Raw genomic sequence first — 20,424 nt, 5'->3', positions numbered from 1 at the left:
ATTTTTAGCAAAACATTGTTATTCCTTTGGTTGTTCACCTCGCTTTCGGGCGCAGTTAATTAATTTGCCGTATGAGAAAGAATGAGCCTGCCGCGACCGCAAATCCAAGTTTGCACAACTTCACTTTTCCGGATTTTAACATCTCAGCTTTATCTACGGCGCACATTCTGCAAAACAGCGCCGAACTTCCGTCAACAGACCGCAGGGGTTTTTTTGACATTCAACCGTATGAAATAGACGTGAATTACAGCGCATTTAAAATTCCCGGAAGCGCAACGGAAAGTTTCAAAGTAGTCATCAAACAGAATGAAAGTGACGTCAATTTGTATTGCTCGTGCAGTACGCCCAAGCGGAAACTTTGCGAACATCAGATCCAGGTTTTGTATAACCTGATGAAACACAAGGACCTGCGCGCATTTTTTGATCAGAAACTCAGGTTTGAAAAAATAAGACAGGTAGCCGTGGATTACGGACTTGAAAATGATCCCGATCCCGATCATTACTTCAAATTGGAATTGGTTAATAAGGAATTGTTGATCAAGCCGAAGTTAAAAGAAATGATACCGGTTAATGCTGCCTGGACAACCCAATTGGCCGATCAGCTTGTGTCAAAGCCAGTATTGCAGCTTCCGGGCGCAGGTAATGTTCCGGAAAATCTTAAAACCATCGCGGTATTCGGGCTGAATAAATATTACGAACATTTCTACATTGAGCTTTATGAAGCATCCGTCACGACAAACGGAAAGCTAAAAAATCCATTGGCGCCGTCCAATCCGCTGGAACAAGTTTGGGCAACTGAGGATACCACGGTCATTAAATTTCACACGGCCGTTTCTGCATTTCAAAACAATTTCAGGAAAAGGAAGCCGGAGACAGACATTGCGGGGCTGAAATCCATTTTAAAAAATCCGCTTAATCTGGAATTTTATTATCACGATAATGCCGCTTCCGAGAATTTCAGCGCGGCTTCGCTGATTCCCGTTCGCCTGGCACATTCGGCCACGGACATGCAGCTTAGCATTGACCAGAAGGATAAATTCTACCATATATCCGGCCATTTAATCCTCGATGGCATTTATCTGGATTTGGAAAAAGTGCAGCTGCGCTATGACTATTTTGTTTTGTACCAAAATTCACTCTATCTGATTGATAGCGAAGATGTTCTGAATACAATTCAGTTTTTCAGGCAGCATAACCAGAAGATCATCATTCATGAGACCAAATTTGAAGATTTCCGGCAGAGTGTCCTTTCTAGAATTGAGGATAAAATCGGTATCATTTATTCCTATCTGAAACCAGCCACTGAGGAGCAAAAAGAAGAGCAGGGATTTAATAATGAGGTCCAAAAAATCATTTACCTGGAAGAGTTTGGCAATTATGTGCTGATCACGCCGGTGATCAAATATGGGAATGTTGAGGTAGCACTATTTTCCAGAAAGGAAATATATTCGGTTGATAATCATGGATTTCCCTTTACGGTAGAGCGGGATCAGGACCTTGAAAACCGCTTTGCCAGCACGGTATTACGCCAGCATCCGGATTTTGAGAATCAATTGGGTAAAAATTTCTTTTACCTGCACAGGGCCCAGTTTCTGAATGAGGATTGGTTTCCCAATGCATTTGAGGAATGGCGAGACCAGGGAGTTGCCATTCTTGGATTTAACAATCTTGCAAAAAATCGCCTGAACGTACATAAGGCCACGGTATCTGTAAGTGTAATTAGTGGCATTAACTGGTTCAACACCACGGCCAATGTAAAGTTCGGCAAACAGAAAGTGACGCTGAAACATTTGCATAAGGCAGTGAAAAATCGCAACAAGTACGTCGAGCTCGGGGATGGTACATTGGGGATTTTGCCCGAACAATGGATTGAAAAGTTCGCTAAGTTTTTCGAGGTTGGTGAGATCGTCGAGGAAACGATTCGTACACCTAAAATAAGCTTTGCTTCGGTAAGTGAATTGTACGAGGAAGAGCTGCTGGCAGCCGATGTGAGGGAGCAGATCGAATTTTATAAATCGCGTTTTGAATCCTTCGATACAATCCCATCTATTGCCGAACCTCCTGCATTGAACGCGACGCTGCGGGATTATCAGAAACAGGGATTGAATTGGCTCAATTTCCTGGACGAATTTGAGTTCGGAGGTTGTCTCGCTGACGATATGGGGCTTGGAAAAACCATTCAGGTCATTGCATTTTTACTTACCCAAAGAGAAAAACCGGTTAGAAATACAAACCTGATTATTGTTCCAACTTCCCTGATTTTCAATTGGCAGGCGGAGGTTGAGAAATTTGCGCCGGACATGAAAATCCTGACCATTTATGGCTCAGACCGGATCAAGGAAACCGTTAGTTTTGACCAGTATGAGATCATTCTGACCTCCTATGGTACATTGCTTCTGGATGTTCAGTTTTTGAAAAAATACAACTTCAATTACATTATCCTCGACGAATCCCAGGCGATCAAAAATCCTGAATCTCAACGTTATAAAGCGGCAAAACTTCTTCAATCCAGAAATAAGCTGGTATTGACAGGAACGCCGGTCGAAAACAATACTTTCGATTTATATGGCCAGCTTTCGTTTGCCTGTCCGGGGTTATTAGGGAGTAAATTTCAATTCAAACACCATTTCTCGACACCGATTGACCGGTTCAAGGAGAACGACAAGGCCAGGGAATTGCAAAAAAGAATTAATCCATTCATTCTCCGCCGGACAAAAAAACAGGTAGCGACCGAGCTTCCCGACAAAACGGAAATGGTCATTTATTGCGAAATGGGCGATGAACAGCGGAAGGTTTACAATGCATACGAATTGGAATTTTACACTTTCCTCAATACCAAAAATGAAGTTGACATTCAAAGGCAAACCCTGCACGTTTTGCAGGGATTGACCAAACTTCGCCAAATCTGCAATTCCCCGGCGCTATTGAACGACGACGCATATTACGGGAATGCTTCGTCCAAAATCGACACATTGATGGAGCAGATCGAGACCAAATCGCCGCAGCATAAGATTCTGGTGTTCTCGCAATTTGTTACCATGCTGGACCTGATCCGGCCGGAATTGGAAAAACGCGGTATTGGCTTTGAATATCTGACCGGGCAAACGAAGGACAGGGCTTCCAAAGTGGAAAATTTCCAGACAAATCCGGACGTGAGAGTATTTCTGATCAGCCTCAAAGCAGGTGGTACAGGACTTAACCTCACCGAGGCTGATTATGTTTATCTGATCGATCCGTGGTGGAACCCGGCGGTTGAAAACCAGGCCATTGATCGTAGTTACCGCATTGGACAAAAGAAAAATGTGATCGCTGTCCGGCTTATTTGTCCGGGCACCATTGAGGAAAAGATCATGGAATTGCAGGAATCCAAAAAGGACCTTGCCAATGATCTTGTGAAAACGGATACCTCGGTTTTGAAAAGTCTCACCAAAAAAGACTTGCTGGCGCTGGTTTTTAATCCAAATTCTTACTGATCTCCGTCAGCAGGTATTTTTTCGGATCGCTGAAATATTCCCAGAAGAAGATACCGGCTAAGTTGTTCTTTTTGACATATTTACATTTCTCCTTAACCGTGTCCTCGTCTTCGTAAGTAATCAGGACTTTGGTGGAATCGTTGAATAGATAAGGTGCGTGGGCCTTTTTATCGTAGTATTTCTTATACCCGTTTTGGTCGATCATTGTGTCTTTCAGCTTGGTATACCCCCCACCCTGCACTGCTTTTACGCGCTTCTCACCTAATCCGTTATTGGTACTGGACGCTGCTTCCCAACCTTTTCCGTAAAATGCTGCACCGAGACCGATTTTGTTTGCTGGTACGCCTGCGGCAATAAAATTTTTAACGGACCGATCTGCGGAAGAGCCTTCTTCCGAATCGCCGTAATCGTATAAATTGGTGTGATGCCCGACTGTACCATTTCTGCCGCCGTAATCGTAAGTCATGATCAGAACGTAGTCGAGGTATTGCTGCGCGAGGCCCATTTCGGTATTTTCGATGAATGATTTGGAACCTCCCACCGCGGTTGTCAGCAGATATTTTCCTCCTTTTTCCTTTTCCAGCACATTGAGTTCGTCCCGGATCACTTTGAACATTAATGTAAAGTTCTGCTTGTCTTCCGGACGGAAAATGTTTCCTTCTTCACCCCGCATTCCCGGATATTCCCAGTCGATGTCCACGCCATCCAGGTTGTATTGCCGGATAATGTCAACGCTGGATTTGGCGAATTTCAATCTGGACGATTCGGTCAATACGGCATCCGAAAAATTCTCGCTCCATGCCCAGCCGCCAATGGATATCACAATTTTCAGATCAGGGTTGATAAGCTTTAATGCATTGAGCTTTCTGAAATTGGTCGAATCCGTCGCCAGATTGGTCAGCACCGCCATGCTATCCTTCACATCCACAAATGCGTAATTGATATGTGTGAGTTTTGCGACATCAATATCCTCTGTCATTACCAAACCCCGAAAACCTCCTACATAGGCGTTGACGATATATTTTTTCTTTTTTTGCGAGAAAACAAAGTCCGGATTGAGAAGAAGAAGGGCAACGGTAAAGAGCAGAAGTTGGGATAAATGTTTCATGGTTCAGGATTTAGGTCTTGGTTAATAAAGCAAGATCCTGCGTGTTATTACTTCCCGGTCGGTTTGGATTAAAACAATGTAAATACCCGACGGCAATGTGTTGAGATCTGTCCGGCTGGAAGTGTTTATTGCTATTGACTTATGGAGAATACCTCGTACATCATAAATAGAAAGATGCGCATTCGGCGAATTTTTCAATTCGGTTACTAATTTCTTTTCAAGAGCAAAAATAAGGTTACCATCCCGGCCCGGTTCCACGGCAGTGATGATAGATGAAGCTCTGACAATTGAAATGAGGCTATATGGCGAAGTTCCGCCTGCATTTGAGGCCTTAATGCGGTAATAGTAATCAGCGGTTTCTAATTTTCCCTTGTCCTCGAATTGAAGAATAGCAGCGGCTTGCTTGCCGATCTGCACAAAAGTTTCGTCCGAATTTTTAGCACGTTCAATGATGACCTCGGTAGCATTGCCAGTCAATGGCGCCCAGCGCAACTGAATGAGCTCGGGCTCAATTGGAACAGCCGTGAGATCGAGCGGCATATTGGGTACGGGAATATTTAAAGTTTTAGCCGATGCTACATTGCTATATGCGGAAACGCCAACAGCATTGACGGCCCTGATGCGATAGAAATATTGGGTTGCTGGCGAAAGGCCGGTGTTTTGGTACGTCACTACACTCGCGGCAATGTCTGCGATTTTTGTAAATGCGGTACCGTTTATCGACCGCTCCAATTGAAAGCCCGTTTCATTAGCTGATTTATCTAACCACGTAAGATTAATTTGGCTGACAGAAATGGCAGAGGCTGTAAGTTGCTCGGGTGCAGCTGGCACGACTTGACGAGTAGTCGCATTCACGACATTGGAATAAGCCGATTTCCCGGCTGCATTTTTAGCCAGGACGCGATACAAATAGCGGGTTGCGGGAATCAGACCTGTGTTTTGGTAAGATATTGTATTTAATGCCAGGTCCGTCAATTTGGTAAAAGTGACCCCATCCAATGACCTTTCCAGCTCAAAGCCAGTTTCATCAACCGCATTATCCACCCAGGTAAGGTTGATCTGCGTTCCGGAAATCACTGCCGCAACGAGATTCGTCGGGGCTTTTGGAATGGTAATAACAGGGGCTTTGGTGACCGCGGGCGCAATGTTGGAATAGGCAGAAAAACCTGAGGCATTTTTCGAGCGGATGCGATACCAGTATGGAGTCGAGGCCGTCAGTCCAATATTCGCATAAGTGGCTGTATTGACAGGCAGATCAATGACTTTCACAAAAGTCTTATTATCAATGGACCTTTCCAGTTCAAAGCCGGTTTCATCCAGCGAGGCATCCTGCCAGGTCAATGTGATCTGTACTTGTGAAACGGCGACCGCAGTGAGATTGACAGGTGGTTTTGGTATTACTAAATTTGCTGCGGCGGAGGCATGTGACAGAATATTTCCGGCAATTAAGAATGCAAGTGATAGCGTAAAATACAGTAATCGTTTCGTAATCATTTTAAATAAAAGCAAGGTGTGCTAATCATGCGCTTTGTTCTTTACAACCAGTCTTTTTTTCTAAACCAAGCATAAATGCCAGCGGTGATCAAGCCCATCAAGATCATTACACCTGGATAGCCAAGCTTCATCCGCAATTCAGGCATATAGTCGAAATTCATCCCATAAACCCCGACTATGAATGTTAACGGCATGAAAAATACAGAGAACAGTGTTAAGACGCGGACAATTTCATTGGTTCGTTGCGAGGAAATTGAGAAATAAATCATAACCAGCTGATTCATATTCTCAAAAAGCGTATCGTAAATATTGTGAAGTTTTACATACAAATCCCTCGTATCCCGGGTGTGGGTATTGGTATGTTCGGGACTGTCGATCTTATCGATGATCTCATGTGACAACATAATGATCCTGCGCGTCACCTCCGTTTGCCGTCTCAGATAATAAAGACCTTTGAGCAAAGCCGGTTTACGATTTTTCAAGAACATATTCTGCTCATAGTATTCAATATCCTCGGTGAGCTTTGCCGAGGGACCTTCGTAAGTAGACAGACAATTTTTGACAATCTCATTCACCACATCAAGGGTATTCTTACAATCATGCTTTTCAATCTGATTGTCCCTGATCTTTGCCGGTGCCTTCCATTCTTTTTTATGCAGGGTAATGATCCTTTCATCGCTCAGGAAAATAACGACTTTATCGGTAAGCTCCTGTATGGTGTCGGCTTCTTCGGCTAACTTTTCGCAATGTATCCTGAAAATGATCAGCACATAATTGCCGACATTTTCATATTTGGGAAGGTGGTCAGATTGCAACCAGTCTTTGATGGAAGATGGATGGAGAGAATACTTTTCGGCAATGCTTTTTAACTCTTCCTCGTCCGGATCCAGAATATCAAGCCACTCGTAAGCGTACTTGGATTTGTCGGTAATGGTTTGGATCATAGCTTAATTTAAAGGGTAACTAACGCTGTTAAATTTAAATATAACAGAAATTGGCCCTATTTGTCAGGTTTCGCATCGAGAATAAATCGCAATGACTGATCTCTCGTAACAAATGCGGCCATCCAATTGTAAAAGGTTTTGACCTGATTGCGGTAACGGATCAACGAAAACAGATGGACGACCAGCCAAAGGAAGTAGGCTATAAAACCCTTAAAATGAAAGCCTGGCAAATCGGCAACGGCCTTATTGATACCGATGATCGCCATGGTACCCTTGTCCTTGTAATGGAAAGCTTCCAATGTTTTATTCTCGATAAGCTTCTCAAAGTTTTGAGCCAGATTTTTACCCTGCTGAATCGCTACCTGGGCGACCTGTGGATGGCCTTCCGGGAATTTTTCGTCGGCTTTCATCAGGCAGATATCCCCCAGCGCGAAAATATCGTCATAGCCAGTCACTCTGTTGTAAGCGTCAACCAATACCCGTTTACCTTTGCCGAGCACCTCTTTTGGAATACCTGGCAAATCGGTAGCGGTCACACCGGAAGTCCAGATCAATGTCCCGGTTTCGATGGTTTTCCCATTTTTAAAGCTCACGATCCCGTTGTCGTAGTCACTCACTTCATGATCCAGCAATACATTAATTCCAAGCCCCTCTAATTCTTGCAGCGTTTCTTCTTGTGCTTTTTTGCTCATGGGGTTTAGGACCACCGGCAGGGCGTCTACCAGATAGATCTGCACTTCCTCGCGTTTAAGCTCGGGATAATCTTTTTTGAAAATATTCTTGTGCATCTCTGCCAGCATTCCCGAAATTTCTACACCGGTTGGACCTGCGCCAGCCACGACAATGGATAGAATCTTTCTTCTGTCACTTGAATTCAGCATTTTAGTAGCCTTTTCTTTATTCCAGAGTATGTGGTTCCGCAATGCCAGCGCATCCTGCAGGGTTTTCATGGGAACCGAATTTTTCTTCACATTCTCCATTCCGAAATAATTGCTTTCAGTACCTGTGGCAAAAACCAGGTAATCATAATAGAATGCTCCGCTATCTGTTCTGATCTTCTTTTCCTGAGGGAAAACTTCTTCAAATGCACCCAGGCTGAACCTGAGATTACTTTTATTCTGAAAAAATTTTCTGAACGGGTAACTAATATTTGAAGCCTCCAAAAAGCCGGTTGCTACCTGATATAATAAAGGCGAAAAGAAGTTGTAATTGTTTTTATCGACCAATGTAATCTCAAACCGCTTATCTCTGGACAGCTTTTGTGCCAGATTTATCCCTGCAAAGCCGCCACCAACAATTACCACTTTTTTGGAATCCATATTTCAATGATTTTTAACTGAGAACAACTTTTCACGCGCTATTATAATTATGCCCGACGCCATACCAAGATTTTGCTGCTCGCGCGATACCGGCGGCAAACTCATCCCAATGGTGGGCAGGTCGTGAACGGTTAACCTTCGATTTCGGGGCGTTGGAGGGCATTTGCTACACAGCTGAGCAAAGTAACTTGCCGGTAAGGCTTGGTAATATAGGCCGCTGGTGAAGTATCCTCAGCGCGACGGGTAGTTTCCGGGTCGACATAGGCGGTGAGGTAGATTATGGGCATATTTGGTTTTATTTCCTGAACTTTCCGGGCCGTTTGTATGCCGTCCAGGTCTCCCTTGATATGTATATCCATCACAATCAGGTCAATATCCCCTGTCCTGACGAATTCAAGAACATCTAAACCGTTATCGGAAACGCCAGCCACAGAATAACCTGCCTGTTCCAGTGTTTCTTCAAGCCCCATTGCCTGAATGCCCTCATCTTCTACAATGAGTATAACTGCTTTCTTTTCTTTCATAAAATACGCTGCCGTGGATGTGCATACGTTCAGGTTGCTGCATTGTGCTTCGGCAATGGAATCTGCATTAAGAGCCTGGTTCCATTGTCTACCGTAACCCTACAATTCGCATCCAGTTGACGGGCCAGCACTTTTACCAGTTTTATTCCAAATGAATTCCCGGGCTTTTCCCACTTTTGCAGGTCAATTCCAGGCCCGTTGTCTACAATTTCGAGGTATAATTTGTCCTTCTCTACCAATATTACTGATAATTTCGGATCTTCCACATTTTTGTAGGCATGTTTAAAGGAATTGGTAATCCATTCATTTACAATCAGCCCGATTGGCATTGCGATGTCAATGTCCAGCATTTTCACTTCAATGTTTATGTGGGGTATGAGCTTATCCTCATAAATGCCAAAACTTTGCATGATACTCTCCACCAGGTTCGTCACATATTCGTTCATGTCGACCATGTTGACGTTATCATGACTGTACAGACTTTTATGGACCAATGACATCGCTTCAATGCGCTGCTGGCCTGTCTTCATACTTTGTTTTGCATCTTCATCCACGAGCCGGCTTGATTGTAAACTAAGCAGATTGGAGACTGTCTGAAGATTGTTTTTTACGCGGTGGTGCAATTCCTTCATCAACACTTTCAGCTTTTCCGATTGCTCATTGATCTTCTGATTGTTGACTTCCAGGATCCGGTTGCTATGGGTAATGATGCGGTATTGAAAAAGCATGAACACGGACAAAATAACAAAGACGCCAACACCCACAAGTGCCCAGATGATTTCACGCGATTTGACCTCATTCACAGCGGCTAATGCGCTGATCTGCTGATCCTTCTTTTCAGCTTCATACTGAATTTCCAATTCGCCGATCTGGCGGACATTTTCTAAAACCCTCAATGAATCCCTGATCTGGATAAAGCGGGTATAAGCTTCCAGTGCATGTTTGTAATCCCCAGTAGGTTCCAATGCCTGGTACAGGTAGCGGCTAATTTCCATCTCCCGGAAAGGATTTTTCAATTCGTGGCAAATTCTAAGCGCCTCTTGCAGATATCGGGTGCCGTTTTCAATATCATTATTTTTAAAATAGACCTGTGAAAGCCAGGTATAACTGTAAGTAAGGGACAATCGTTGGCGGTACTTGTTAGCCAGGATGATCGCTTTTTTTACATAAAACAGCGCTTTCTCAGGCTCGTCTCTTTTCACATAAACCTGTGCAATGTTGTTGTAGTAACCTGTCAGCTGCCGTTCGAAACGGGGGGATGATTCGGCGATTTTCAATCCTTCCAAATGCATGTCCAGCGATCGGTGGATCATTGCGGTGTCTTTTTTCTGGGACCCTAACCCTTGTGTGAACATGGCTTTGAGGCGGATAAGACCAATTATCGCCATGGTGTCTTGGTTCATTTGCGCTGCTCTCATTCCCTTATCTGCTGATGCGAATGCCATATCATAATTGGCCTTTTCTTTATGAAGATTGCCAATGATGGTATAAATGTCAGGGATCTCGGAGACCGTTTTCCATTTTTCGGCGTCAGAAAGCGCCTTGATTGCCAGCTTCATCGCCTCTTTGTGGCTTCCCAATCGCCATTTGGCTTGTGCCAGATAGCGCTCGCCGCGTACAATTGCCTGCTTATTATTTGCCCTGAGGCCTTCTCTTTTAATTTGCTCGGCGACAATGAGAAGCGAATCTGGCCAGGACGCTATATATTCTTCTGCTTTGCTATATAAAACAGAAAGCCTTGCCGGTGCATATTTCCCCTGGGAAACAGCCTGGGCTTCTTCCGGCTTGCAGCTGATAAGAGTGTACAGGTATACAAAAGATAGAGCAAGAAGAATGGAATTCAGGGAATTTTGCATTATGGTCAATCCACATTAAACAGCCACTGTTGGATCGCTTTTTCAAGCGTATTCTCCAAAACCGGCTTGGTCAGGTAATCGTCCATTCCTGCTTCGAGACACTTTTCCCTTTCACCGACAACCGTTCCGGCCGTGAGCGCAATAATCGGTACATGTCCCTCAATTTCCAAAGCTCTGATCCCTTTTGTGGCTTCATATCCGTTCATTTCCGGCATTTGGATATCCATCAGAACAATATCCGGTTTTGTTCTCTGAAATTCTTCAATAGCCTGCTTTCCAGTGTAGGCTTCGATCATACTAACATTTGGCAATATCCTTCCCAACATTGATTTGGCCAGAAGCATGTTGATTTTGTGGTCTTCCGCAATCAATACAGTAATCAGCCGCGAACCGTAGCGCGTACTTTTTCCAATAAACTCTCCTGCAGGTATTTTGGGCCTATGATTTTTATGACCCAGATTAGATAAGGTAAAAAACAGTTGCTGAATCTTGACTGGTTTGATGAGAAAATGCTGGATATCCAGCTCATCGCGCACAGCATTGAGCATATCTTCTTCAAAAGAGTCATTCAATAAAATGATCGACGGCATTTTGAAATTACGATCATCGAGCATTCTAATCCTTCTGATCGTCTCAATCCCGTCCCATCCCGGCATTTGGCAATCCATCAGCACCACGTCATATTTTGCTTCGGACGACAGCAGCCTCAACGCTTCCTCTCCGCTGGTAACAAAATCGGATGCAATATCCTTGTTATGGAGCATATCTTCCAGAATGTGACCATTGTTTTCACTATCGTCAACGATCAGGATTTTTTGGATATTGAAAGCATTTTCCCACTCAAACTGATCCTTCCCTTCCACCAGCCTGAAACTGACATCGAAGAAGAAAGTGCTGCCCTCGTCAGGCGAACTGATCAACTGCAGCTCACTATTCATCAACCCCAGCAAGCTATTTGAAATTGTAAGGCCAAGCCCTGTTCCCCCAAATCTTTTGGTGGTTGACGAATCCCCTTGCGCGAAAGCTTCAAAAATCCTGCGTTGATTCTGGGCATCAATACCAATACCTGTGTCGCGCACGGAAAATCTGAAACTGTAATCGTTTTCGCTTATTTTCATGAAAAGCTCTATTTTGAGCTCAATTTCTCCGGTTTTAGTAAATTTTACCGCATTGCTCAGGAGGTTGACCAATATTTGGCGAAGCCTGACGGAATCTGCCCAGACGAAATGCGGAATGTCGGCGGGAATATTCAATAGCATTTCCAAATGCTTCTGCTGGGCTTGATAGGTAACCATATCAGCTACCTGACCACATACTTCCAGGAGATCTGTTTTTTCATATGTAAGTTCCAGCTTGCCCGCTTCAATCTTTGAAAAGTCAAGAATGTCGTTAATGATGTCGAGCAGCGAGTTGGCCGACTGGAACACCATCGACATATATTGTTGCTGCGTTTCGTCCAGGTTCGTTTTCATCAGAAGGTCTGTAAATCCGACAACACCATTCAAAGGTGTGCGAATTTCGTGGCTCATATTTGCCAGAAACTCTGATTTCAGCTTGTTCGCTGCTTCGGCATGTTCCCGTGCTTCGAGCAACTCTGCTTCTGCTTTTTTACGAATGGTAATGTCCCTTACCACCGCCTGGATAATCTGCTCGTCCCTAATATTGATTAGCGTCAGTAGCACTTCGCCAAAAAATGGACCCTCATTTGCACCAAAACGTTTGAAAATCCATTCGAGACTGTGACTGCCATTTTTGTAAAGAAGCCTGATATTATTTCTGTAAGACTCGATCATTTCATCGAAATCAGACTCCTCATGTCCTGATAAATCTACCATAGGCATTGAAAGCAATGTTTCCACGCTATCCAATCCGTACATATTCAAAGCAGCCTGGTTGCAGTCCAGGAATTTGTCCTTATTGAACAGGATCACAGCGTCACTTGTAGAATCATAGAGCCCTCTGAATTTGGCTTCTGAGGCAAGAATCTCTTCCTCCGCTCTTTTCCGGGCTGTGATATCCCTTCCTACCGCTATGAAATGGGTGCAGATACCGATATCGCTGAATACAGGCGTGATCTTAATGTCTACCCAATATTTTTCTCCCAACCTGGTATAACATTGGATCTCCTCCTGCACGATCTGCTCCTGGACGCACCCTCGGTATATCCGGTCCACGGTTTCCTCGTCAGTTTCAGGTCCTTTCAGCAAATTTGCCGGATTGAGCCCTGTTATATCTTTTCGCTTATAGCCCGTTTGCTGTTCATAAGCCTTGTTGACCCAGGTGATATTTCCCTTGTTATCGGTAATAATGATGTAGTCTGTGGTATTGGACGCGACTATCGCAAGTTCTTTCAGGCGCTCCCTGGAATTGCGGAGTTCAGTGATATTATGGCTCGTTAAAATGATTTCCTTGCTGCCTGGATCCACATTTGCATTGGTATTGCTCCACGACCAATCGCCATTTTTGTGTCTGATGCGGTGCTCAATTCCTCCCGGGACAGGCTCTCCGGTTTCAGCTGTGATTTTTAGTGCCTCGTAACAGATCTGGAAGTCGTCCGGATGAATGAATTGGGTAAAAGACCGCCCTACCGTTTCCTTGACGGTATAACCGTACATTGTGGTCCAGCTTGGAGAAACGTATTTGAAAGTCCCTTCACGTGAAATGGTGAACAGGACATCCTGCATATTCGAAACCAATACGGAAAGATCTTCCTCTATTTTCACGTGCTCGGTAATATCGTAGCCAATGCAAAAAAGCTCGGATACCAATCCATCATTGGCAATACCTGTAAATTCCCATAAGGTTGTCTTAATCCCGTCATTCAAGGATTGCTTCCTGAGAATTACTCTGTTGGGGGTACCAGGATTGGTAAAACAAAGGTTTCCTGTATTAACACATTTTTCTACGTCTTCTGGAACAACACCGATCAGGGACGACTTACCAACAATATCCCCCCTGGTCAATCCATAAAACTCACAATAATAGTCATTGACGTAAATGTAATTTCCTTCAGAATTGATCCCCACCACATAAAGCGACTTACTGCTTAAAAAAGTCGAATAGAGTTTGGTATTTGTTAATGCAGCGGGAATTTGGGCGACCTGACAATCTCTTCGGAAACCGGAAATAATCAGCAGTTTCTTACTTTCGTGATCAAATACAGCAATGGAATGTATGATCAGGCGGATGGTAGAATTGACGTCATCACCAATCCTCACCTGGCCTCTGGACTCGATGGTTTCGAGCTGAAAATGGGCACCGGCCTGTAGTCGATAAATTTCGAATTGTTCGTTTTGAATTAACAAATCTAAACCTGATTCATCTTGGCCGTCTGTTCCTTTCAATGTGCTTAACAGCTTGCTGTCGGCCCAATAATGCTGCGGACTGGCATGCTCCCAAAAAAGTAATCCATCTGTTGCCGAATCCAGGATAAAATCAAAAACGCTTTCATCCTTCCTGAGTAATTTATATAGTGTCTTTTTAAGATTAGTCATGATTTAAGGTATCCTTGTCGTGAGACGTCGGAAGAAGGGTTTTATAACCTCACAATATAGGTCTTTTTGACTATTTATAAAGCTGTTTGTAAACGTTTAACTACAATAGTTACCCGGAAAATCTTGAACAAATACTACTTGCGAGACGTTGACGACTCGACAGTTTATATGGTGTTTTTGAATATTTAATCATGATTTCAAAATTAAATGGATGGATTATTTAACTTACTTTTTATCCATCATAGCATGCTTATGAAAAGCCTTGTATTCTGTTTGACCGTTAACATCCTATTCCTGGGGATAACACAATCGTTTTCCCAAACGCCGACGCGTGTGATCTTGAAACATGCAACATTGATTGATGGAACAGGAGGTCCTTCGAAGCAAAATATGGATATCCTGATCGAAAATGGGTTGATCAGCGCTATTGACAAGGAGATCAAAGCCAATGGCGTAAGAGAAGTTGACATGAAAGGAAAAACGGTTATGCCTTCGCTGATTTGCGCACACGCACATGTGGGCACTCTGAAAGGAAACGCGGCCTCAGCCGAGTACTATACCCGGGAGAACATTTTGCGTCAGCTGAAAAAATACCAGGATTATGGCGTCGGCTCTGTGCTAGCCATGGGTACCGACCGCCCTCTTATTTTTAATGGCTTCCGGGATTCAACTGTCGCCGGGCTGTTGCCGGGTGCGCGACTATTCTCGGCCGGGTATGGATTCAATGTGCCCGACCCAAAACCGGGTTCGTGGATGAACTTGTTACTGAGACCTGCGACGCCCGAGGATGTGCCGGTCCTGATGGAACAACTTGCTGCCGTAAAACCCGATGTCGTGAAAATGTGGGTGGACGATCACGGCGGCGCGCAGAAGATGAAGCCTGAGATATACAACGCCATTATCCGGGAGGCACATCGGCGAAATATCCGTGTGGCAGCGCATTTGTTTTATATGGAAGATGCGCGTACGCTTGTCGAAGCCGGACTCGACATCATTGCGCACAGCATTCGCGACAAAGAAGTGGATGCCGATTTGCTTAGCAAAATGAAGCAAAAAGATGTTATTTATATTCCTACACTTTCCCTGGACGAATATCAGTTTGTGTATGCAGGCAACGTGGATTGGATCAATGATGTGTTTTTCAAAGCATCTTTGGAACCGGGCGTATACGAAATGATCACGGAAAAAGGCTATGCGGAAAAAATCCGCAATTCGCCAGATTACGAACGTAACCTTGCTGCCCACAAAATAGGAATGTTGAATCTAAAAAAGATCTTTGACGCAGGTATTACTGTTGCACTCGGTACAGATTCTGGCGCTTTTCCAATCCGAACCCAAGGATTCACCGAACATCTGGAAATGGAATTAATGGTCCAGGCAGGTCTTACACCAATACAGGCCATATCAGTCAGTACGCAAAATGCTGCAAAAGCTTTGAAAGTTGACCGTGATTATGGTACATTGGAAAAAGGGAAAAAAGCCGATCTCATTATTTTGGGTTCAAACCCTGAAAAGGACATTAAGAATACAAGAAGCATTGAAGCAGTCTGGAAAGATGGCATTGAAGTAAGTAAAGGACCTTTGGCAAAATGATTTATGGGAAATTTAGTAAAAGATTGTCCTGATATCTCGCAGATCGCCTTTTGGGATGTGGATTTCAGCAAAATAGATTTTAGAAAAAATGACTTATTTGTGATGGAAAAAGTGGCCAATTATGGTAGCTGGACGGATTTCATTGAGACAGTCCGGTTTTACGGGACGGATCTTTTCAAACAAAAGATCATCGGGTCAGCTTATCTCAAAAAGGACGTACTGAATTTCCTATGTGTTGTTTTTGAACTGGATCAAAACGATTTTACATGTTACACACGCAGACAGTCACCAAACCTACCCTGGAAATACTAAGGGGATTGTTAAATCTTCCTGAAATGTCCGGCTTTGCTCTGGTTGGCGGCACTAATTTATCTTTGCGATTCGGACATCGCATCTCGATTGACCTTGATCTGTTTACCAGCGAATCATTTGATTTACAGGATTTAAGAGAGACAATTCGAGACAAATTCCCTAAGAGTCTTGAACTGTCTGCGCGAAAACAAACATTGCTTCTTAATATCGATGGCGTAAAAACGGATATGATGCGCCACAGCTACGCTGTTCTAAAGCCAGTTGAAACAATAGAGGGTATAAGGTTAATGTCCCTACCGGACGTTGCTGCTATGAAACTTGGCGCTGTTGCGGGAAGAGGTGCAAAAAAAGACTTTTGGGATATCCATAAATTACTGGAAATGTACTCGGTCGAAGAGATGATTTCCTTTTATAATCTCAAATATCCTGATAGCGATCCAAGCCAGGTGCTTCGTTCTCTGGTCTATTTTGAAGATGCAGACCAACAACCCAATCCTGAGGACTTACAAAATACTTCCTGGGATCAGATTAAATTGAAAATTTCTGAACAAGTTAAGAACTACACCAAGGATGCCATTGGATAAAAATCCCCAACCAAAATATTCACTCCCTATCACAAGATGAAAATTGAATTTAAGAGATTAGACCACATTATGCTTTGCATTCCCGAGGGCAAAGAAAACGAAGCCCGGGATTTTTATAGTGGGGTCTTGGGTCTCCCAGAGCTGACCGATATGGGTTATCCGCTTCCAAATGGGGCGATCTGGTTTCAAATGGGAGATATCCAGCTACATATCCGGGCCGAGAAAGTCCATGATTTGTCACAGCGCCATCCGGCATTTGAAGTGCATAACCTGGAAGCCGCCCGCTCCGTTCTCGAACAAAATGGTTTTTCAGTCAGCAATGAAAGTAAGATCCCCGACAGAAACCGGTTTTCATTCCGCGACCCATTTGGTAACCGCATTGAGTTTATTGAAATGATGGCATAAAAAAGCAGCTGGAATCAAAATTTCCAGCCGCTTTTGTCGTCTCTCCGATCGATATTAGCTCGCAATATCGGTATAGGGATTACTGATCGTCACAACCTCCTGATTGATAAATTGCACCAGATTCTCGTTCAGCCTTTCTTTATGCGTGATGAACAATCCGTGCGGCGCTCCCTCGTATATAATGTACTCTGCACCAGGAAGCATGTCGGACGTTCTGTCGCTGCTTGCCGCAATCGGCACCGTTTTATCCGATTCACCATGAATGATAAGCACCGGAACATCCAATAGAGAAACTTCATTTCTAAAATCGGTGGCGCTAAAACTCCGGATGCATTGGGTCGTTGCACGCCCCGAAGCCTGCAATGAAAGTATGCTATGCCACTGCAATATTTCGTCACTCACCGCATTGTTAAGCAAGCTGTTACCATAAAAGTCTTTTGCAAAACCTGCCAGAAATTTAGGTCGGTCTTCCTCCGCATCCTTTACGAATTTATCGAAGATACTCTGCGGAACTCCTTCCGGATTATCGTCTGTTTGAAGCATGTAAGGCACCACAGTACTGATCAGGACTGCCTTAGACACGCGGTCGCTGCCATAAGTGCTCAGATATCTTACTACTTCGCCCCCGCCCATTGAAAAGCCAACCAGCGTTACGTCCGTCAAGTCCAGTTCTTCGATAACGGCTTTTAAGTCTGCTGCCAGGGTATCATAGTCGTAACCATTCCATGGTTTATCGGACTTACCAAATCCACGTCTGTCGTAACTGATACAACGTATGCCATGTTTCGGAAGCACATTAAACTGGTACTCCCACATTTCATGGCTCAGCGGCCATCCAGAAATGAAAATAACCGGCTTTCCCTCACCTACTTCGTGAACAAATAACTTAACCGGCTCCTCAGTAATCCCCGTTTTTGATTCAATGAATTTCATAACATTCTGATTTTAAGAAAAGATTTGCAATTTTCCTGTAATCCGCAACTATCATTCCAGCAGGGCTATGTTTTGATTTCGGGCCTAAACCGGGTAAGTATGTAAGCAATCGGTGCGCAAACCGCGCCACGCAATGCAGTTATTGGAAAGTAATCCTAAATTTGCATCCACATTCGACGTACACAACTTCCTTTAATGTTAAAGTACTTATACTGGTTTTTACTATTTCTTGTCATTCTTGCCGCAATAGCAGAAGTTATTCTAAGAGTTGCTTTTGGATTTTGCAACTCCCCTCTTTATGTTTCCGACCCCGATTTTGAGTATATCTACGCGCCCAATCAGAATGTAAAACGCTTTGGGTCTGTCCTCCAGACCAATCGATTTTCCATGCGAAATGAAGAGGTTTTACCGACCGATAGCCTTGTAATCCTGTTGATCGGAGATTCAGTTGTGAACGGGGGAAGCCTGACAGACCAGGAAAATGTTGCGTCAACGATCCTGGAAAAGCGCTTTTTGAAAGATTTCAACAAACGCGTGAGGGTACTGAATGTCTCTGCAGGATCGTGGGGACCAGATAATATGGCTGCTTATCTTAAAAAATATGGCCTTTTCAAAGCAAAACTCATGTGCCTGGTCACGAGCAGCCACGATGCACATGATATCATGTCGCCGTACAGTCCGGTCGGCATCGATCCCAACTGGCCCGATAAACAATATAAGGTTGCGCTATACGAATTGTGGGACCGGTACCGATGGATGTTCTTTTATTTCTATGAGAACTTTTTCTTCCCCCCGTCGGCCCCGCCAGCAGAAGAAGGACCAAAGATTTCTGTTGCAGACTCGGTAAAGAAAGAGGTTGCAAAAGAGGAAAAGTTAAATGATGCAGGTATCCGCAAACCGGGCGTCGGCTTTAATCCCGGGTACGAGCAACTTTACGAAATGGCAAAGGCGGCAAACATTCCATTGTTCATTTACCTCCATCCTGAAATTTCTGAAATAGATCTGGGCCATTTTAATGACCAGGGAGATGAGATCATTCTGTTTGCCAAAGAGAAGAATATAAGGTTAATCAATGAATTTGGCCTGGGCATTTCAAAAGCCCTCTATCGAAAAAATGACGTGGTACATTATAATGATAAAGGACAAATATTTTTTGCCAATAATGTGTATCCCTTGTTTCAGGACTATCTAAAAATCAAGCGATAATGCGTGTTCTCGTTGTTCACAACCAATTATGGGCGCATTATAAGTCGAGGCTTTTCAGCGAAATGAACCGCGTTTTGAAGGAAACAGAGCCAGATAGCGAGTTTTTGGTAGCGCAAATCGCCCTGTATGAGGCCAGCCGCAGCGCTATGCAAAATGATGAAACAGTCCGGTATGACTATCCATACCAGGTTTTATTTGAGCGCAGCCTGGATTCGGTGAGTTTGAAAGATCGGTTAACCGCTCTTTTCAAAATATTTAAAAGTTACAATCCGACCGTTCTCAACATCACAGGCTACTTCGATATGGCGCAGATTGCACTGTTGTTCTACGCAAAGGCAAAGGGCGTGAAAGTGGTTATATCTTCTGAGTCCTCTCCTGGCGACCACGAGCGCTCGGGATTTCGGGAATTTGTGAAAAAGTGCATGATCAGTCCGGCGAATGGTTTTTTTTGTTTTGGCAAAAGCTCCGCCAATTATATTGAAAAACTGGGCATTAATCCTTCCCGCATTCTGGTTCGGAATGCTGCTGTTGTGGATGAAGAAACGATTAGGAGCCGTTTTGAAATGGCAAAAGAAGTCATCGAAGCTCCCGAAAACATTGCCAGGCAATTTATCTATGTTGGTCGACTTGCCCCTGAAAAAAACCTTGAATTGATGATCAGGGCATTTAAAGGTATGTTAAAAAATTCAGTCACTGACCCTGGTTGGAACTTGCTGCTGGTTGGCAACGGTCCGGCGCGTTTGGAATTGGAAAAACTTGGGGCAGACCTAGGACTAAAAGGCAGAGTAATATTTGCAGGAGGCTTCCCCTGGTACCAAATACCTGAATGGTTGGCCAAAAGTGATGTGCTCATTTTACCGAGCAAATCGGAACCCTGGGGATTGGTAGTAAATGAAGCAATGATATGCGGAATGCCTGTGATTGTTTCTCAAAAGTGCGGATGTGTGGACGATCTGGTGAAAAATGAGCGGAACGGCTTTATTTTTGATCCGAAAAATCAAAAAGAACTTGAAAATGCCATGCAACACTTCGTTGAAAATCCAGAAAAAATAGCAGCGATGGGTTCTGAATCCCTAAAACTAATTGCGCCATTTTCATCGGCCAAGGTTGCATCCAAAATGATTGAAAGTTATAAAATGCTTTAAAGGGCACCAGGATGCTCAACCAGTTGCTACTCCA

General features: G+C 43.9%; 15 protein-coding genes. 7 read left to right on the top strand and 8 right to left on the bottom strand.

All coding sequences use genetic code 11. The features are described from left to right. Positions 1-71 precede the first annotated feature (71 nt). Entirely contained in the window at positions 72-3,473 is a 3,402-nt protein-coding gene (locus tag FHS68_RS14180) for a DEAD/DEAH box helicase (RefSeq protein WP_167271222.1), read from the top strand. Here FHS68_RS14180 and FHS68_RS14175 read toward each other — a convergent pair. From FHS68_RS14175 to FHS68_RS14145, 7 genes are all read right to left on the bottom strand, one after another. Beyond that, positions 3,454-4,581, bottom strand: coding sequence for a glycoside hydrolase family 18 protein (locus tag FHS68_RS14175; protein WP_167271220.1), 1,128 nt, complete (start codon positions 4,579-4,581; stop codon positions 3,454-3,456). The genes FHS68_RS14180 and FHS68_RS14175 overlap by 20 nt on opposite strands. A gap of 21 nt (positions 4,582-4,602) precedes the next feature. Further along, positions 4,603-6,075, bottom strand: a complete 1,473-nt coding sequence (locus tag FHS68_RS14170) for a fibronectin type III domain-containing protein (RefSeq protein WP_167271218.1) — start codon at positions 6,073-6,075, stop codon at positions 4,603-4,605. A 41-nt stretch (positions 6,076-6,116) separates the two neighbouring features. Then, positions 6,117-7,019, bottom strand: coding sequence for a magnesium transporter CorA family protein (locus tag FHS68_RS14165; protein ID WP_167271216.1), 903 nt, complete (start codon positions 7,017-7,019; stop codon positions 6,117-6,119). A gap of 56 nt (positions 7,020-7,075) precedes the next feature. Continuing rightward, on the bottom strand, positions 7,076-8,338 hold the full coding sequence (locus FHS68_RS14160; protein WP_167271214.1) for an NAD(P)/FAD-dependent oxidoreductase: 1,263 nt from the start codon (positions 8,336-8,338) through the stop codon (positions 7,076-7,078). A gap of 131 nt (positions 8,339-8,469) precedes the next feature. Next, positions 8,470-8,862: a response regulator gene (locus FHS68_RS14155; protein ID WP_167271212.1), complete on the bottom strand. Its 393-nt coding sequence runs from the start codon at positions 8,860-8,862 to the stop codon at positions 8,470-8,472. A gap of 29 nt (positions 8,863-8,891) precedes the next feature. Next, a complete protein-coding gene (locus FHS68_RS14150; protein ID WP_167271210.1) occupies positions 8,892-10,718 on the bottom strand; it encodes a tetratricopeptide repeat-containing sensor histidine kinase in 1,827 nt (608 codons plus the stop codon). Between the two features lie 5 nt (positions 10,719-10,723). Further along, entirely contained in the window at positions 10,724-14,212 is a 3,489-nt protein-coding gene (locus FHS68_RS14145; protein WP_167271208.1) for a PAS domain-containing hybrid sensor histidine kinase/response regulator, read from the bottom strand. Positions 14,213-14,464: 252 nt separating this feature from the next. Here FHS68_RS14145 and FHS68_RS14140 point away from each other — a divergent pair, with 252 nt between their 5' ends. The 4 genes from FHS68_RS14140 to FHS68_RS14125 are packed head-to-tail and all read left to right on the top strand — an operon-like array spanning position 14,465 to position 17,106. After that, entirely contained in the window at positions 14,465-15,805 is a 1,341-nt protein-coding gene (locus tag FHS68_RS14140) for an amidohydrolase family protein (RefSeq protein WP_229211906.1), read from the top strand. Between the two features lie 3 nt (positions 15,806-15,808). Further along, a complete protein-coding gene (locus FHS68_RS14135) occupies positions 15,809-16,117 on the top strand; it encodes a DUF6922 domain-containing protein (RefSeq protein ID WP_167271204.1) in 309 nt (102 codons plus the stop codon). Further along, positions 16,072-16,701: a nucleotidyl transferase AbiEii/AbiGii toxin family protein gene (locus FHS68_RS14130; RefSeq protein WP_167271202.1), complete on the top strand. Its 630-nt coding sequence runs from the start codon at positions 16,072-16,074 to the stop codon at positions 16,699-16,701. The genes FHS68_RS14135 and FHS68_RS14130 overlap by 46 nt, the downstream gene beginning before the upstream one ends. A 36-nt stretch (positions 16,702-16,737) precedes the next feature. Continuing rightward, complete coding sequence (locus FHS68_RS14125; protein WP_167271200.1) at positions 16,738-17,106, top strand: VOC family protein; 369 nt, start codon at positions 16,738-16,740, stop codon at positions 17,104-17,106. Positions 17,107-17,160: 54 nt separating this feature from the next. On the opposite strand, the gene FHS68_RS14120 is transcribed toward FHS68_RS14125, so the two are convergent. Further along, positions 17,161-18,039 (bottom strand): alpha/beta fold hydrolase, encoded by an 879-nt coding sequence (locus FHS68_RS14120; protein WP_167271198.1) that lies wholly within the window; start codon positions 18,037-18,039, stop codon positions 17,161-17,163. Positions 18,040-18,234: 195 nt separating this feature from the next. Between FHS68_RS14120 and FHS68_RS14115 the strand changes: the two genes are divergently transcribed. Together FHS68_RS14115 and FHS68_RS14110 are read left to right on the top strand one after the other, a co-directional pair. Continuing rightward, on the top strand, positions 18,235-19,245 hold the full coding sequence (locus FHS68_RS14115; RefSeq protein ID WP_167271196.1) for a hypothetical protein: 1,011 nt from the start codon (positions 18,235-18,237) through the stop codon (positions 19,243-19,245). Further along, positions 19,245-20,390 carry a glycosyltransferase family 4 protein gene (locus FHS68_RS14110; protein WP_167271194.1) on the top strand — a complete coding sequence of 382 codons (1,146 nt, stop codon included), beginning with the start codon at positions 19,245-19,247 and terminating at the stop codon, positions 20,388-20,390. The genes FHS68_RS14115 and FHS68_RS14110 overlap by 1 nt, the downstream gene beginning before the upstream one ends. Positions 20,391-20,424: the final 34 nt, after the last annotated feature.

This window comes from Dyadobacter arcticus (assembly GCF_011762185.1).
Taxonomy (GTDB): domain Bacteria; phylum Bacteroidota; class Bacteroidia; order Cytophagales; family Spirosomataceae; genus Dyadobacter; species Dyadobacter arcticus.
This window is presented reverse-complemented; position numbering and strand designations above follow the sequence as displayed.

Bases quoted from the DNA above. Each gene is read 5' to 3' on its own strand.
- FHS68_RS14180 (WP_167271222.1), top strand. From the start codon at position 72: ATGAGAAAGAATGAGCCTGCCGCGACCGCAAATCCAAGTTTGCACAAC.
- FHS68_RS14175 (WP_167271220.1), bottom strand. From the start codon at position 4,581: ATGAAACATTTATCCCAACTTCTGCTCTTTACCGTTGCCCTTCTTCTT.
- FHS68_RS14170 (WP_167271218.1), bottom strand. From the start codon at position 6,075: ATGATTACGAAACGATTACTGTATTTTACGCTATCACTTGCATTCTTA.
- FHS68_RS14165 (WP_167271216.1), bottom strand. From the start codon at position 7,019: ATGATCCAAACCATTACCGACAAATCCAAGTACGCTTACGAGTGGCTT.
- FHS68_RS14160 (WP_167271214.1), bottom strand. From the start codon at position 8,338: ATGGATTCCAAAAAAGTGGTAATTGTTGGTGGCGGCTTTGCAGGGATA.
- FHS68_RS14155 (WP_167271212.1), bottom strand. From the start codon at position 8,862: ATGAAAGAAAAGAAAGCAGTTATACTCATTGTAGAAGATGAGGGCATT.
- FHS68_RS14150 (WP_167271210.1), bottom strand. From the start codon at position 10,718: ATGCAAAATTCCCTGAATTCCATTCTTCTTGCTCTATCTTTTGTATAC.
- FHS68_RS14145 (WP_167271208.1), bottom strand. From the start codon at position 14,212: ATGACTAATCTTAAAAAGACACTATATAAATTACTCAGGAAGGATGAA.
- FHS68_RS14140 (WP_229211906.1), top strand. From the start codon at position 14,465: ATGAAAAGCCTTGTATTCTGTTTGACCGTTAACATCCTATTCCTGGGG.
- FHS68_RS14135 (WP_167271204.1), top strand. From the start codon at position 15,809: ATGGGAAATTTAGTAAAAGATTGTCCTGATATCTCGCAGATCGCCTTT.
- FHS68_RS14130 (WP_167271202.1), top strand. From the start codon at position 16,072: ATGTTACACACGCAGACAGTCACCAAACCTACCCTGGAAATACTAAGG.
- FHS68_RS14125 (WP_167271200.1), top strand. From the start codon at position 16,738: ATGAAAATTGAATTTAAGAGATTAGACCACATTATGCTTTGCATTCCC.
- FHS68_RS14120 (WP_167271198.1), bottom strand. From the start codon at position 18,039: ATGAAATTCATTGAATCAAAAACGGGGATTACTGAGGAGCCGGTTAAG.
- FHS68_RS14115 (WP_167271196.1), top strand. From the start codon at position 18,235: ATGTTAAAGTACTTATACTGGTTTTTACTATTTCTTGTCATTCTTGCC.
- FHS68_RS14110 (WP_167271194.1), top strand. From the start codon at position 19,245: ATGCGTGTTCTCGTTGTTCACAACCAATTATGGGCGCATTATAAGTCG.